At 42.9% G+C, this 16,176-nt stretch carries 14 protein-coding genes and 1 other annotated feature; of the genes, 3 read left to right on the top strand and 11 right to left on the bottom strand.

What is annotated here, in order from left to right; all coding sequences use genetic code 11:
* Position 1: 1 nt before the first annotated feature.
* From VA249_RS02280 to VA249_RS02270, 3 genes are all read right to left on the bottom strand, one after another.
* Positions 2-1,747 carry a hypothetical protein gene (locus VA249_RS02280; RefSeq protein ID WP_176703888.1) on the bottom strand — a complete coding sequence of 582 codons (1,746 nt, stop codon included), beginning with the start codon at positions 1,745-1,747 and terminating at the stop codon, positions 2-4.
* Positions 1,744-2,970, bottom strand: coding sequence for a site-specific integrase (locus VA249_RS02275; RefSeq protein ID WP_176703889.1), 1,227 nt, complete (start codon positions 2,968-2,970; stop codon positions 1,744-1,746). The genes VA249_RS02280 and VA249_RS02275 overlap by 4 nt, the downstream gene beginning before the upstream one ends.
* Before the next feature lie 186 nt (positions 2,971-3,156).
* Positions 3,157-4,593 (bottom strand): alanine/glycine:cation symporter family protein, encoded by a 1,437-nt coding sequence (locus VA249_RS02270; protein ID WP_128811635.1) that lies wholly within the window; start codon positions 4,591-4,593, stop codon positions 3,157-3,159.
* A 718-nt stretch (positions 4,594-5,311) separates the two neighbouring features.
* On the opposite strand from VA249_RS02270, the gene VA249_RS02265 reads away from it, so the two are divergent.
* On the top strand, positions 5,312-5,497 hold the full coding sequence (locus VA249_RS02265; protein ID WP_211915388.1) for a DUF3545 family protein: 186 nt from the start codon (positions 5,312-5,314) through the stop codon (positions 5,495-5,497).
* A 225-nt stretch (positions 5,498-5,722) separates the two neighbouring features.
* Here VA249_RS02265 and VA249_RS02260 read toward each other — a convergent pair whose 3' ends face one another.
* From VA249_RS02260 to nfo, 3 genes are all read right to left on the bottom strand, one after another.
* Positions 5,723-6,274 (bottom strand): hemerythrin domain-containing protein, encoded by a 552-nt coding sequence (locus VA249_RS02260; protein ID WP_221068670.1) that lies wholly within the window; start codon positions 6,272-6,274, stop codon positions 5,723-5,725.
* Between the two features lie 141 nt (positions 6,275-6,415).
* Positions 6,416-7,096, bottom strand: coding sequence for a uracil-DNA glycosylase (gene ung, locus VA249_RS02255; RefSeq protein ID WP_221068668.1), 681 nt, complete (start codon positions 7,094-7,096; stop codon positions 6,416-6,418).
* Positions 7,097-7,426: 330 nt separating this feature from the next.
* The gene (nfo, locus tag VA249_RS02250) at positions 7,427-8,317 is read right to left on the bottom strand and encodes a deoxyribonuclease IV (protein ID WP_221068666.1); all 891 of its coding nucleotides are present in this window, start codon (positions 8,315-8,317) and stop codon (positions 7,427-7,429) included.
* A 326-nt stretch (positions 8,318-8,643) separates the two neighbouring features.
* Here nfo and grcA point away from each other — a divergent pair, with 326 nt between their 5' ends.
* Positions 8,644-9,021, top strand: a complete 378-nt coding sequence (grcA, locus tag VA249_RS02245; protein WP_128811641.1) for an autonomous glycyl radical cofactor GrcA — start codon at positions 8,644-8,646, stop codon at positions 9,019-9,021.
* 122 nt (positions 9,022-9,143) lie between these two features.
* On the opposite strand, the gene thrC is transcribed toward grcA, so the two are convergent.
* From thrC to thrA, 3 genes are read right to left on the bottom strand one after another with little or no spacing between them, the layout of a single operon-like run.
* Entirely contained in the window at positions 9,144-10,424 is a 1,281-nt protein-coding gene (thrC, locus tag VA249_RS02240; protein ID WP_221068664.1) for a threonine synthase, read from the bottom strand.
* Complete coding sequence (thrB, locus tag VA249_RS02235) at positions 10,421-11,377, bottom strand: homoserine kinase (protein WP_221069782.1); 957 nt, start codon at positions 11,375-11,377, stop codon at positions 10,421-10,423. The genes thrC and thrB overlap by 4 nt, the downstream gene beginning before the upstream one ends.
* A gap of 20 nt (positions 11,378-11,397) precedes the next feature.
* Positions 11,398-13,857, bottom strand: coding sequence for a bifunctional aspartate kinase/homoserine dehydrogenase I (gene thrA, locus VA249_RS02230; RefSeq protein ID WP_221068663.1), 2,460 nt, complete (start codon positions 13,855-13,857; stop codon positions 11,398-11,400).
* Between the two features lie 53 nt (positions 13,858-13,910).
* Positions 13,911-14,030: a sequence feature (Thr leader region), on the bottom strand.
* Positions 14,031-14,458: 428 nt separating this feature from the next.
* Here thrA and VA249_RS02225 point away from each other — a divergent pair.
* Positions 14,459-14,929, top strand: coding sequence for a ribonuclease regulator (locus tag VA249_RS02225; protein ID WP_221068662.1), 471 nt, complete (start codon positions 14,459-14,461; stop codon positions 14,927-14,929).
* Here the strand turns inward: VA249_RS02225 and VA249_RS02220 are convergent.
* On the bottom strand, positions 14,926-15,408 hold the full coding sequence (locus VA249_RS02220; RefSeq protein WP_128811645.1) for a putative 4-hydroxy-4-methyl-2-oxoglutarate aldolase: 483 nt from the start codon (positions 15,406-15,408) through the stop codon (positions 14,926-14,928). The genes VA249_RS02225 and VA249_RS02220 overlap by 4 nt on opposite strands.
* A 53-nt stretch (positions 15,409-15,461) precedes the next feature.
* A complete protein-coding gene (locus VA249_RS02215; protein WP_221068661.1) occupies positions 15,462-15,869 on the bottom strand; it encodes a DUF3293 domain-containing protein in 408 nt (135 codons plus the stop codon).
* Positions 15,870-16,176 lie beyond the last annotated feature (307 nt).

The raw sequence follows: 16,176 nt of genomic DNA, 5'->3' as shown, positions 1-16,176 counted from the left end.
CTTACCCCTTAAAAATATCTTGAATAGAATCTTCGTCCCAAAGAGGATGGCAACCTTGCCGCTCTAGGTATTTTTCCGCTGCCTTGAGGTTTCTTTTCTTGAAGCGTTTCTTTATGTCTCGAATCGCTGATTTCACCTCACTGAAATTCTTAATGAAGTGGTCAAGGCTTTTATGGGCGGCTACCGCCTCATTGAGACGAAACTCAAACGACAGCAAACGCCAAATGTCATGAACCTCATCAACAACAGCAAAATTTCGGCACATAAAGCATTTGATGACATAGCCACAAGCAGTATTTTTCACATCGTCATCATCTAACAATCCCGTTTCTAGATTGCTTTTTTGAAACTCACGTTTTTGCGGCACATCTTCACCTTTACATACCCCTCCGTTAGCGATGGCGTCCACAGGCTCGCTAGAAGACGCTCTAAGGGCATCGACTTCTTCACTAGACAAAACCTCACAATGTTGTGCCTTCGTGGTTGCTATCGCGGCAGTAACCCCTCCAGTTGGGTTACTGCCCAACGCAAAGAGTGTGGCTGTTCCAAAAGCCAATTCACGATGTGCTAAGGCTTTTGAGTTCTTACTGTAGTCTGAATTATTCCATGTGCTTTCAGATGTATTACGATTGCTCTCCATCGCGCCTTGTCGCCCCAGCTTTTCTTCGGCGTACTGCTTAATGGATGACTTCAAGCGTTCGCAGGTTAAAGAAAAATCTGGATTTGCCGCTTTCATTGTTTGCAGTAAAACCGAGCGTGTCATTAGACTTGCAATATAGGTATTGAGATTCATAGGCGTTGGCTGATTACCATTTCGCCGTGTAAAAAGATAATGCTTATCTAACCCCAAATCGACAGCATTAAGCTTCGACAATTCGAAGTGTTCTTCAAAAAAAGTTTTAGATACCGCTCTTGGAGCAAAGGTACGAGATTCTTCTTTATAGCCACGAGTTTTCAAGCCTTTTACCGATATTCGGTTCCCTCCTGCCTTATCAATACTCCAACTGTCTTCCACCACAAAGGTGTTCAGCGCCTCTGCTTGTCCCACTGCGGTGTAATACACATAGAGGAACACCGCATTGCATATCAGACGATTAAATGCAATTTCACGCTTATATTCGCTGATGGTCTTATCTAAATACTCTTTGTAAAGTAATTTTCTATCCGATAACAGCGCACGAGCGATACGCTTTAACTCTTTCTTTGTGTAGTTATTGGAATCTAACGATGCACTCGCGGTATCTAGATTGCGAGTTGCTTTAGGTATATCTCCAAAACCAAACTTCTTTAAGATTGAATTGTAGTTTGAAGCCAACCATCCCAACGTTTTGGCTTTTATCGGCTTACCATGCAATCCGACACCTGTTGTTCGCTGAGATAGCCATACAGCCTGAATATAGTTCACACACGATTCTGGTGAGAACTCGACCTTAGACTTACGCTTTTGAGATTGACTAGTGAAGTTATGCTTTAAAATGTTATCAATATGCTGAAAGTTTCTGACTTTACTCGCCTCTGCCCAACCTGATTGTTCAAACTTGGAAATAAGCAAAGACACATGCTCTTTGGTGCTGTATTTAAGCCACCCTTTGAAGTCGCATGTGCGGTTTCCCCCATTCCCTGATACCCAAATATATTTCCATTGATGAATCTTGGACAGTGGGTTATCTGATTGCATTTCATCGGTCGGAATGGAGCGATAGGTACGAACGTTATCAGGCTTATCTGAGTCGAAGTTCTCCGTCATATGATGTGTTCCTCTTCCAATAACGCCATCATTAACTCAGGCACTTGGTTCTTGGTTGGGTTACCTTCCCAATGCGTTAAATAACGCATGGTCACAGATAAGTCCTTGTGTCCAAGTTCATCTTTCAGTAGTTTCAGCGCCTGTGTCGTGCTCAAGTCGGGTATATTGAGCAACAGGTCGAGCTTATTAGCCGCATAAGTCGCTCTCGTATCATGGAAATCGTGGTCGAAGTGAGGGTTGCTGTTTTCCTTAATCGCATTTCTTAACCGCCCCCATAGCGTATCAATGGAATTTGACCGTTGCCCCTCTTCTTTAAATCGATTCCCCTCCTTTGTAATAAATACAGGCGCATCTTCATCACCCGTATTGAAAAAGTAGAGCCGTTTACGCTCCTTGTACCGCTCACTTTCGCAGTATTGAGTGACTTGCTCCATTAACCAAACAGGCATCGAAATTGTGCGGTTCTTGCTGTATTTGGTGTAGCAGCCATGAGAAGGGCCAATCTTGATATCGGTGTAGGTTTTGCCCTTAAAACCTTTGGGTACTTTAAAATGGCGAGGCTTTATATCAGCGACCTCAATCGCTCTTAGACCTGAATTAATTACAGTCGCTACCAACAGTCGAAACTCACCAGAGATCCCCGCTCGATGCCAATTGTCTCGAATGTGCCTTATGTCCAAGTCATTCATTGGGGTGAGTTCGGTTTCTTGCTTCGGACTTTTGATGGTAATGTCCGTCAGCATTTGGCCGTACTTATTGTGACCATGCACCTCAAACGGCAACTTCTCCACATAACCATGACGGTAGCAAAACACATAGAATCTTCGGATCACAGATAAGGTCGATGCCCCGACACTTCGGCGCATGTTTCCTTTAGCAATCTGTTTGTCTAAATAATTTCTGAAGAGATAAATGGGGTAACGCTCAAGTTCTTCATTCTCATCATTCCAATTGAGATTGTTCTTTCCTAAATATCGAAAAAAGCGAAGCAGAGCATACGAAGTTGGCTCCGTATCTTTAACCCCTTCTACAATGCGACGGCTCATAATAAACGCATTGGCATAGAACTCTGGCTCACCGTTAGAGGTAAACAACAGATTAACGCCATCAAAGTGCATGGGTTTACTCACGGTGAAGTCTGATGAACCTGGTGGATCACCTAACTCAATGTCACCAATTTCTATTGATCGACTAGTTGCTACAAGATGGTAAAAGTGTTCCATACAATACCCAATTAACTTATCTAAATTAAAGTTAGACTATCAATCTAAACAAATCAAATAAAAACACAGATACTGTTATCTATGTCAAACAACTATTTAGATATGTTGGCTGTAAAAAAAGCCATGCATTGTCTGCATGGCTTTTTGAATCGTGTTGATAGTTTTCAACGATGGGTTGGCATCAACTTAATCTTCTTTTTTCGTGTTATGCCAAATGCCGTCTTCTAGTTGTGATTTTAACTCTGGAAAATCATTCACATCAAATGTTGGCACTTTACCCTCGCGCAGTTGGCGATTGTAATCTTTAGCAAGCTTAATCACGATACCTGACAACAATAGAATTGCCACCAAGTTCACTATCGCCATTAGACCCATTGATACATCAGCCAATGACCAAACCACTGGTAGAGATGCCAATGCACCAAACATCACCATACCAAGAACAACCACGCGGAAAAGACCTAAACCGGCTTTATGGTTATGCTCTAAGAAGATAAGGTTTGTTTCGGCGTACGAGTAGTTCGCGATAATCGAAGTAAATGCAAAGAAGAAAATCGCGACAGCAACGAAAATACTGCCCCACTCACCAACTTGAGAGCTTAATGCTCGCTGAGTCAGTTCAATACCCGTCACTTCTGTTGCTTGGCCTACGTACTCACCAGACATTAGGATGATAGCTACGGTAGCAGAACAGATAACGATGGTATCCATAAAGACACCAAGCATTTGAACATAACCTTGAGACGCAGGATGTGGCGGGTAAGGTGTCGCTGATGCTGCGGCGTTTGGCGCAGAACCCATACCAGCTTCGTTCGAGAATAGACCACGCTTAATGCCGTTAATCATCGCCTGTGCGATTGCGTATCCTAAACCACCAGCGGCTGCTTCTTGTAAGCCAAAAGCACTCTTAAAGATAAGCATCAGAACGGCAGGTAACTTATCTAGGTTTGCGAACATAACGAACAGTGCAAGCGCAAGGTACGCTAATGCCATAACAGGCACAACTAGCTCTGCAACTTTCGCGATACGCTTGATACCACCAAAAATAACCACCGCTGATAGTGCAACAACCGCAATACCTACGTATAAATCATCCCAACCAAATGCGTTGCTCATCGCATTTGCAATAGAGTTTGCTTGAACGGCGTTGAATACCAAACCAAAAGCGATGATAAGGAAAACAGAGAAAAGCACGCCCATCCAGCGCATGCCCAAACCTTTTTCCATGTAGTAAGCAGGACCACCACGGTAGTTGCCATCATCATCTTTGGTTTTGTATAGCTGCGCTAGCGTACTTTCCGCAAACGACGTCGCCATACCAAGCATCGCAATTAACCACATCCAGAAAATTGCACCTGGGCCACCAGCAGTCAAAGCAACAGCGACACCAGCCATGTTACCTGTACCTACACGAGCAGCAAGACTAGTACAAAGCGCTTGGAAAGAAGAAATACCAGCTTTGTCTGCTTTACGGCTGTTCTTAAGAACTGAGAACATATGGCCGAAGTGGCGGAATTGGATGAATCCCAATCGAACGGTGAAGTAGATTCCTACACCAACAAGAAGATAAACCAGAATCGAACCCCAAAGGAGATCGTTCATCAAATTGATTAAGTCTGTCATGTGTACCTCAAAGTGAGTTGCGCTAGCTTTTGCTTCCAAGCTCTCCACTAGATTGCCCGCTAAGTGTCAAAGTGTGCTTAGCTTTTTGAGTAATGTTTATTGCGCAATCTAGAATCGTAAACGTCGCTTCATGCATCCATGTTACGTACCAGCGTATTTTTTGACGGGCGGATAATGCAGGCTCGGCCAGCAAAAATCAATATGCAACAACTTACACTTAGGTGCAATTTTTCACTAGAAACTCACTAAAAATTAACAACAAAACAAATGGTCAATCAACAAAAAACCAACATAACAACGATGATTTAAAAATATAAACGGGCGAAAGACGAAAGTATATTTGCAACTTAACTGGTCAAAAAAGTCTGGTATCTTAAGGCTTTCAACTATTTCTTGTTCTAAGGACCATTTGCGTTTTTCCCCGCTTCTAACAAAGTAACACGGCTCCTACATGATCCTGTTATTCATGGGGACTACTACACTTTGCGTTAACATAAATAATTCGTCGATTTAAACGATTTCGTATATTCATATGTTTGTTTTTTATGCACTCTCTAGTCATAAAAATGTGATTCTAGAAGTACTTTTACACGAAACTGTCATGTTAGAGACACAAATGCGAAACCTATCGCAGTTATGCTCCTCCCTATTGTGGTACTAAAAAAGCTCCACACGAACTGACTACAAAGTTTGGATAAAGAAAAGGGAAAGGTGGCTTATGGAAGGCTTTCAACTCGATGATGTATTTGACCTAGATACTACCTCAGCAACTCGCTCTCGCAATAAACGAATGAAGCGCAAATGGCGCGAAATTGAAGAAATGAATGACCGACGTAACTTACTCAGAGAGCTTCGAGAGTTAGACGTTTGTAATGACATAACCTTAGAAGATATCAAACTATAATGAACACAAAAGGCACCTAAGGGTGCCTTTTGTACTTTTTCGATACATCAAACCATTGCTCTGTTTGTATCGAAAAAACATCAAATTACTATTTTCTTAACTGATGAGAATTAAACCTACTTTTGACTCTTTATTCTTCAAAATAAAATTCATATAAATTCTCACTAAATGAGAATTTGACGCATAAAAACACAAAAAAGCAAACGATTACCTTGCGTATTGCTACTACACAAACTCAACATTACTTTGGCGTACACGTTCTGCAAGCTGTTTATAGCGATCAGCAATCGTGTCACCAAACACTGGGTCATCCTCGCTTTCTTGCCACTGACTTTCAACATTCAGCCAGTCCTCGCTAGTAAACAATTCCTCAATCAATGGCAGAATTTGTCTTTCCTCCAAATCAAGATGTTGTTTTTGAGTCGTAATAAAATCTTCTAGTTGCTGAGTAAACATTTCTTGAGGAACAACCGCATCTTGTAAAATCATCTCTACGACCAATGCAAACTGCTTCGTTTTCTCCGCCAGCTCTTTATGTTCTAACTCAAGATTTTCAATGGTTTTTTGCTGCCCATAATGCTCTAGAAAATAGTGGTACAAGATATCTTCTTTAGGGTGATGGACTTTCTCCGAATGATTAGACAAATAATCTACAATCTCACTCACCAAAGAGTAGTTGATGGCATGTTCTTGTTTTATTTCATTCAGTTTATGACGAAGTATCGCCAAAAGACGAACCATATAACCGTGTTCACGTCTAATTCGTTCAATCATCATAGAGCTTCTCCATTACACCTACTTTTAATAAGTGTATATGAGAAAACATCCCCTCGTCTCGACATCGCTCAAAAAAACAGCGATCGTAATGTCACGTTCGCTGTACTCTTTCAAACAAGCGATTGAAAATTGCTCAGAAAACTATACCGCTACCGGTAAGTGCCAGTTAATCGGCTCTAGGCCTTGTTGCTCAAGAATTTGATTGGTTTGGGAAAAATGTTGGCAGCCAAAGAAGCCTCTATGTGCAGAAAGTGGCGATGGATGTGGAGCTTCAAGCACATGATGTTTTGAACGATCAATAAAACGTCCTTTCTTCTGTGCGTGCGCTCCCCAAAGTAAGAATACGACGCCATGCTGATGTTGATTGATCGCCTCAATGACTCGATCGGTAAACGTCTCCCAACCGGTTTTTGAGTGCGAATGTGCCTTGCCTTGTTCTACGGTCAATACCGTATTGAGCAGCAACACTCCTTGCTCTGCCCAACGTTGCAAAAAGCCATGCTGCGGAATTTGGAACCCATCAATATCCTGCGCGAGTTCTTTATACATATTCACCAAAGATGGGGGTGTTTTAATGCCAGGCAACACAGAGAAACACAATCCATGAGCTTGATTCGGACCGTGATAAGGATCTTGCCCTAATATTACAACTTTCACATCACCAAATTCAGTAAAACGAAAAGCATTAAACACGTCTTCCTCTGGAGGAAAAATTGCTTTGCCTGACGCGCGCTCTGCTTCAACAAATTTTAGCGTATCAATAAGGTAGCTCTGTTGCTTTTCTTCGCCGATCACATCGTGCCAAGTGGGTAACTGATTCATGGAAAGTTCCTGTCCTATCATTTCTCTCTATTCTAACGAGCGAAACTCAAACAGACAAAGCTTGCCTCTGACTAACAATGACTAAAAACGGCAAAAATAGGCTAATGACGCTGAGGCGTTCGAAAATGTCCCGGTCCTGTAATATGTCGGTTAGGCATGGGTAAACGAACGACACGTCGAGATTGTGTTGCAGAAACAAAAGATACAGGTCGAGACATAACGACATCCTCCTAGTTAGCACGACCAAAATGGTCATGCTACGTATTCAATTAAAACTCTACTCTTTACTTGAAAGAAAGATATTGAAAGAAAGATGCCAACTTTTTCAATCTATGACTCACCCACCATTTCATCTAGATGGTATTGACGCAGTGCGCTAATTTCTTGCTGCCAGATATCTGGGTCAATGGTTTCTAAAATCAATGGGATACCATCAAATCGCGGATCTTTCGCTATATATTCAAAACAACTCCAGCCGATTTCACCTTTACCGAGTGAATGATGGCGATCCACCTTGCTGGCAAACTCTACTTTTGAATCATTAAGATGCATTGCTCTTAAATAGTGCATACCAACGATACGATCAAACTCAGCAAATGTATGTTCACAATCTTCTTTCGTGCGTAAATCATAACCCGCAGTAAAAGTATGGCATGTATCTAAACAAACACCGACACGTTCTTTGTCTTCGACTTGATCAATGATTTCTGCAAGGTGTTCAAACTTCCAACCTAAGTTTGTGCCTTGCCCAGCCGTATTTTCTATTACCGCGATGACATTCGGTACAGCTCGATGGGCAAGATTGATCGACTCAGCAATGGTCGCTAGACACTCTTGTTCAGATATTTTCTTTAAATGGCTGCCTGGATGGAAGTTCAGTAATGTCAAACCAAGTTGGTTGCAGCGCTCCATCTCATCAATAAACGCGGCTCGTGATTTGTTAAGCTTTTCTTCTTCGGGCGCGCCCAAGTTAATCAGGTAAGAGTCGTGCGGAAGAATATGTTCGGCGCTAAACCCTAGCATCTTGCAATTGGCTTTAAATGCGCGAATGGTTTTCTCTTCCAGTGGTTTTGCTACCCACTGACGCTGATTTTTCGTAAATAGAGCAAACGCATTTGCACCAATTTCTCTTGCACGTAAAGGGGCTTGATCTACACCGCCAGCGGCAGACACATGAGCACCAATAAATTTATTTCCAAGTCTATTTTTAATGTTTGTCATTTAATCACTTTTGACTTTCAGTATGATTACCAAAATACAGAGGGTTGCATTCCACTGGTTGAAATTTGAACTAAATATGTAGTAAATTTACAACAAATTTAACTTTTAAATATTTTTTATATTATCAAATAAATTGTAAATAGTATGTTTTCAAACGTTTTATTGATTTAACTCAAGAAAATTACCTCCAAAAAATTAAGGTTTTTAGTTGTTTTTTGACCTAAATCAATATTAATATAATGGATATTGGCTATATAATACCTAGCTCAACAAAAATTCGAAAATTAACACCAATAATCACCACAGAAGTGGTCTAGGAGACAGTAATGATCCAAGGTATCCAAATTACTAAAGCAGCTAACGACGAACTACTAAACTCAATCTGGCTACTAGATAGCGAGAAAAACGAAGCACGTTGTGTTGCAGCAGCATCAACTTACGAAGCTGACCAAGTTATCGCAATCAGCGATCTAGGTGAATACGAAAGCCGCGAAGTAGCAATCGAAACAGCTCCACGCATCGAAGGTGGCCAACACCTTAACGTTAACGTTCTTAAGCGTGAAACTCTAGAAGATGCAGTTGCTCACCCAGAGAACTACCCACAGCTAACTATCCGTGTTTCTGGCTACGCAGTACGCTTCAACTCGCTAACTGCAGAACAACAACGTGACGTAATCGCTCGTACATTTACTGAGTCTCTATAATAAAGACATCTTTCAGTAAGATTTTAAAAACGGCGCTCTGAGAGCGCCGTTTTTCTTTGCATTCAAAAATAAAAAGGTGGAGACACTGCTCCACCGTTTTAAGTATTTCTCTCTTGTAATACTTACTGCACGCGACGTAGCACTTGTTTTAATGCATCAAAATCTGCGTTTAGATCTTCTGATAACAACTCCATCACAGCATGTTTCGCGAGTGGCGCAGGAAGATCGATGTCTGATTGTAGAATGTCATCTACGACTTCTTTGAACTTCGCAGGGTGTGCAGTACATAGAAACAGGCCTGTTTCTCCGTCTTGCAATTGCTCTTCAAGAACGCGATACGCAATCGCACCGTGAGGTTCACACAGGTAACCCAGTGCGTATAGGTCTTTCACCGACTGAGCGCTTTGCTCATCAGACACAGCACCTTTACCTAGCGTCTCCAAGCCCCACTCTTTCACGCGGCATAGCTCTTCGATACGAGGCCAGTTGTTTGGTTGGCTCACGTCCATTGCGTTCGATGTTGTTGCAACCGTTGGTTTCGGCGCCCACTGACCCGTTTCTAGGTAACGTGGCACGGTGTCATTAGCGTTAGTTGCCGCGATGAAACGTTTGATAGGCAGACCCAGTGCTTTTGCCAGTAAACCAGCAGTTAGGTTACCAAAGTTACCACTTGGTACAGACACTACTAGGTTTTCACGCTCTTGTTTGCTCATTTGCGCAGCGGCTTCAAAGTAGTAACAGATTTGCGCCATCAAACGGCTGATGTTGATTGAGTTTGCAGAGTTCAGACCAATCTCTTCACGCAGTGCAGAATCATCGAAAGCTTGCTTAACCAGAGCCTGACAGGCATCGAAGTCGCCATCAATCGCAACAGTGTGAATGTTCTTACCAAGCGTACAGAATAGCTTCTCTTGCAGCGGGCTGATCTTGCCTTTCGGGTAAAGGATCACAACGTTGATGTCTTCCATTCCGTAGAAAGCGTGCGCAACGGCTGCGCCAGTATCGCCAGAAGTTGCAGTCAGAATGGTGATCTTGCCACCGTCTGAAACGGCTGCCAGCGATTGCGCCATAAAGCGGCCACCAAAGTCTTTAAACGCGAGCGTTGGGCCGTGGAAAAGTTCCAGTGCGTAAACACCATCTTTTACTTGGTTAATTGGTGCTGGGAATTGGAATGCAGCATCAACCAATGCGTTAACCTGCTCTTCCGCTAGTTCATCACCGATCAACGCCGATAAAATCTTAGTACTACGGGACACAAAATCTTCTGCCAGTAGCACATCAATGTCTTCAAATTTTGGTAATTCCGATGGGAAAAATAGACCTTGGTTACGGCCTAATCCTTGGCGAACGGCTTGGCCAAAGGAAACTTGTTCATCATTTTCTTTTATATTGTAAAGCTTCATAGCTCACTTCCTGTTACTTTCGACCCCTGCTTATCTAGACGACAAACGTGGACGAATCCTTCTTCGTTTTGTACGTAGTTCTGTTCTAACCAGCGAGCAACTCGCTCAGCGACATCTTTCTCTTTGCAAATACTGAACAGTGTCGGCCCACTGCCAGAAATACCGGTAGCCAATGCTCCCGCAGACGCTGCGTATTGACGTGCATTCGCAAAACCTGGAAGCAGTTTCTCACGATACGGTTCTGCGATCACGTCTTTGATCATTTTTGCAGCAAGTTCTGGCTGACCAGAATGACACGCATGAATAAAGCCTGCAAGGTGGCGACCATGAGCAATGATATCTTGTCGTCGGTATTGAGATGGTAGGATCTCACGCGCTTCTGCTGTGGATACTTTGATACCCGGATACGCCATCACCCAGTACCAATCGTCAAAGCAAGGCACTTCTTGGCTGATGATGCCTAACTCTTCAAGCATCAATTGCACACCGCCAAGATAACATGGCGCGACGTTATCGTAGTGAATACCACCAGAGATCTTACCTTCCATCTCCCCCATCAGTGCTAGCAACTCTGTCTCATTAAGCGGCTGACCATGGAATCGGTTCAATGCATCTAATGCAGCAACGATAGAACATGCACTTGAGCCTAATCCTGAGCCAATTGGCATGTTCTTTTCTAACGTCATCTCAAGTGGTTTTAGCTCGACGCCTTTTTTGTCTAGCTCACGAGCAAACACCACCCAACAATCGTAAACGATGTTCTCTTTCGGCTCGGTTGGCAGCTTCTCAACAAAATCACCAGCAGTCTTCAGAGTGAACGACTCAACTCCGGACTTAACCAATACTCGGTCACCCAAAAGTGTGCCATCAACTGGGGACACTGCCGCCCCCAAAACATCGAAGCCAACGCTTACATTACCAATTGATGCTGGGGCATAAACCACTACATCCATATCACTTGAACTCATTGTTGTTATACCCCTAGCTTCCAACCCAAAGTGCGCATCACATCCGAGAATACGCCAGCAGCCGTGACCTCAGTACCCGCACCGTAACCACGTAGTACTAGTGGAATTGGTTGGTAGTAGCGGCTGTAGAAAGCCAGTGCGTTTTCACCATCTTTGATCTTAAACATCGGATCGTTTTCATCGACTGCAGCGATGCTTACTGTGCATTTACCCTCGACAATTTCACCGACGTAGCGCAGTACTTTGCCATCTTCTGCCGCTTTCGCCGACAGCTCTTTAAAGTACGCGTCCGCTTCTGGTAAACGTTCCATAAACTCTTCAACGCTGCCTGAGTCGTCAAAGCCTGGAGGAAGAGCCTGATCAACCACAACGTCTTCTAACTCTAGGGACATGCCAGCTTCACGAGCGAGGATCAGGAGCTTACGCGCAACGTCCATACCTGATAGATCGTCACGAGGATCCGGTTCCGTAAAACCGTTTCGCTTAGCGATGTTAGTGGCTTCACTTAGGCTCATGCCTTCATCTAGCTTGCCAAAGATGTATGACAGAGAGCCAGAAAGGATGCCACTGAAGCGCTCTAATTCATCACCCGCTGAAATTAAGTTTTGTAAGTTTTCGATTACCGGTAGACCCGCGCCTACGGTTGTTTCGTACATCAGCTTACGACGAGAGCTGCGCGCTACATCGCGAAGCTGATGGTAGTAGGCCATGCTTGCTGTGTTTGCTTTCTTGTTTGGTGTAACTACGTGGAAGCCTGCCGCTAGGAAGTCTGCGTATTGATTCGCGATATCTTCACTTGACGTACAGTCAACCAATACTGGGTTAATGATGTGGTTACGTTGAACCAAAGAAATCAAACGCGCTAGGCTGAATTCTTCTGTCGCTGCCGATATACGATCACGCCAATGCTCTAGTGGTAGACCTTCACTATCAAGTAGAAGACCTTTGCTGTTTGCCAAGCCACATACGCGAATTACGATACCTTTTTCCGCAAGCTTCGCTTGTTGACGCTCGATCTGATCCACCAGCTCACCACCAACGCCGCCAATACCAACCACGAATACGTCTAGGAAGTGCTTAGAGTTGAATAGGTTCTCGTGACACGCTTTGATTGCTTCAGAGATCTTATCTTCTGGAATCACGGCTGAGATAGCACGCTCAGATGAGCCCTGTGCAATTGCTACAATGTTTACGTTCACTTCTGCAAGAGATGAGAAGAAGCGAGATGCCACGCCACGAGAAGTTCGCATGCCATCACCAACTAGCGTCACGATAGAAACATTATCGATGAACTCAACTGGCTCCAATAATCCATCTTTAAGTTCTAATTCAAACGCATCTGCTAATACTTGCTGTGCTTTTGCTTTGTCGTCCGCTTCAATACAGAAGCTGATGCTGTATTCAGAAGAAGATTGAGTAATCAGAACAATAGACACACCTGCAGATGACATTGCGCCGAATACACGACTAGCCATGCCTACCATGCCTTTCATACCCGGGCCAGACACGTTAACCATAGTTAGGTCGTTTAGTGTCGTGATACCTTTGATGGCTAGGTTATCTTCGCCTGTGTCTTGACCAATTAACGTGCCGGCACCTTGAGGGTTAAAGCTGTTTTTGATCAGACAAGGAATATGGAATTGTGCGATTGGTGCGATGGTTTTTGGATGCAGAACGGATGCACCAAAGTAAGAAAGCTCCATCGCTTCTTGGTAGCTAAGAGATTTAAGTAAGCGAGCATCTTCAACCAAACGCGGGTCACAGTTGTAAACACCATCAACGTCAGTCCATATTTCACAACAATCTGCACGTAGACACGCCGCAAGAACCGCCGCAGAATAGTCAGAACCATTACGACCAAGTGTAACAAGTTCACCTTTTGCATTGCCGGCAGTGAAACCTGGCATGATATTCACATGACCTTGAGGAAGAGGGTTTTGGCGGAAATTCTGAGTAGATACCTCAACGTCGACCATCGCTTCAAGATGATCGCCTTTTGCATATAGGTATTCAACGGGATCGATTAGATGCGCTGGTTGGCCTTTCGCTTCCAATACCGCTTTCATCAGCTGAATCGAAACGCGTTCGCCTTTACTGATGATGCGTGCATTGACGTTATTTGGGCACATACCAAGAAGATTGATGCCATGAACGAACTGGCGAAGTTGAGAAAGTGACGTTTTAACTTGGTTGTCGAAAGCTGCACCATCGATATTTGGTAATACAGCTTGGATATCTGCAAACAGTGCCTTGAACGATGCTTCTAGCTCGTTGATTTGCAGCTCTGCTTCGCCATTGCGTAACGCTCCCTCAATCACAGCCACCAATTTATTTGTCGTTTTACCTGGCGCTGAAAGCACCACCGCGACTTCTTCTTGCTGTGCATTATTGGCGATGATATCCGCCGCTCTTAAAAAGCGATCTGCATCTGCTAATGATGAGCCGCCAAACTTCAATACTCGCATCCCTTCCTCCGATGTATTTTCTTAAATCTGTCTAAATTCTGTTTAAAAATGTATAAAAAAAGGCCTGTATCTTGTTGGATACAGGCCTTTTTTGTGAATTTCTTTCGCTCAGCAGCCTGCCCCAACATATGTCGTGTCGGTAATAATAATGGTTGTGGTCATTACTAGTTGGCTGAGAGATGTCATAAATAAATATTCAACGATAATTATGTGTTTGCTTAACTCTACGTTTACCGAGTTTCCTAAACAGAGTCAACTAAAAATTGTTTATTTTACCGTCACGCTGCAATACCCACCTCACCAATACAGATAAATTAACCAATGTTAACAATAACTTAAACGCAAAATTTTGATATTTCCTTTTTTCTCGTGTTCACTAAGCGTTCAAAAGAGTCCATTTTCAAATCACACGCGTTGACGATATTCAAAAGGGATTGCCGCTATTAAACTGATAGAATTTAACAGCACATTAACTGTGATCAAGATTCATAGGATCAAATTAAATCATAATTTAATGAGCCGGCTTTCATATTCTATGCTTTAATAGTGAGAAGCTTTTAGCACATACTAATAACAAAGTTAGACACAAGGAGTGGTTAACATGAAAAGATGGATTTTTCTGTTACTATTTGTTGTGCCTGCCATTTCTGTTGCGACCGAATTACCGCCGTTGCCAGGTAAAACGGCACCATCCCCTCATAAGCTCTTCATTTCTAGTGAAAACTACCAAACCGACAGTTTCGATGTGTGGAATATTGATGGTGGCTACGCGTATGAACTGTTTGATTCCGTTGATCTGTATGTTGGTGCTCGAGTTAACAACTCTCCAACTCAGAATCAGAGCGGCTTTTTAAGTGGGATCAGTTATCATTTTAATGATCGCGTTACTGTAAAAAGTACTGTGCGCTCTTATAAAGGAGAGGCACTTGAAGGCCTCCGTGAAGAAGATCGTAGCCTTGCAGCCGAAGTATCAAGCCGCGTAAAGATCACTGACAACTTAGATCTTCACGCCACTTTGGACTATCAAGATTGGCAACAAGGTTTTGAAGTTGGCTTAGGCTTTCGCTTTTAAAACGATAGCTCGTCTTTCGAAATCAACACCCCATTCCAATCCGCGTATACGTAATGCTTTGGTTGCACAATTTGATTGTGCATGGTCAATGTAACGTTGACTTCGCCCATACCGCGCTTCTCTGTTTTGAACGGACAAGTTCCTAATGCTTGAATACCAATGTCCATCTGCGACATCTGAGCCACATCTCGAACCGCACCATAGACAATGATCCCCTCCCAACCATTTTCGATAGCAAGAATGGCCAACTGATCACCTAATAGGGCTCGTTGGCAGGAACCATGCCCATCCACAATCAATACTTTGCCAGTGCCATCTTCACTCAATATTTCTCGCACCATAGAGTTGTCGTGATAACAACGCACGGTAACGATTTCTCCAAAAAATGCAGCGCGTTGACCGTAGTTTTGCAATGGTAAACTCAACTGCGTCACTTGCTCTTCATATTGGTCACAAATATCTGGTGTTATGTCTCTCATGGTTCCTCCGTGAATTGTCTCATCAAAGCGACACTTTGCTGAGTGGTATTCGTCTATAAAAGCCGTGGCCTAATATCTCCTAATTCATGCATAACCTTAGGGTCAGCACAGACAATCAAATAGAGTTCGTTATTCATGACATAGTAAATCGCATTTTGCTGAAAATGATTAGCCAATTGAACGGCCATCTCAACAGACACCGCTGTTGCGTAACTTTCTTCAGACCACTCAAAAAACTTATCACCAACTAAAACCGGCACATAATCAACGTGATACAGTTGTTCCTCTAGCTTATGATTATTTATGCAATTCTCTTCTTTGGACCGCAAATTGCTATAAGGGTTCCAAGCAGTTATCACCGCATAGTTAACCTCATTCCATTTCCGGTAAAAATGAAAGAATGGGTCTGAATAAGCATGCCATAACGATGCGTCTATCTTCATGTTACTTTTTTCTATCATAACTCTTAAACGATTAATAACTGTTACAATTCATCAATTGATGTAAATCAACAAAGTGAATGGAATTAACATTTGAGCATTGTTAGCATGCTGTTAACAATATAAAATCCGCTCCATATCTTAGGGGGTTTATGTTTCAGCTTATGTCAAAGCATGAAAATGAAAGATAAGCCAACCCTATAGAATAAACGTCGCCATTGGATACTGGTGAGTTGGCAAAATTCCAAGGAAGGCGGATAACTTAAAGAAGTGTTTTTTTGAACAAGTTGTTTTATTATCAAAATCACATTACCTGTATGTTATATTT

This window comes from Vibrio alfacsensis, from assembly GCF_019670485.1.
Taxonomy (GTDB): domain Bacteria; phylum Pseudomonadota; class Gammaproteobacteria; order Enterobacterales; family Vibrionaceae; genus Vibrio; species Vibrio alfacsensis.
The sequence above is the reverse complement of the archived record's forward strand: the minus strand, read 5'-3'. Positions and strand labels throughout refer to the sequence as shown.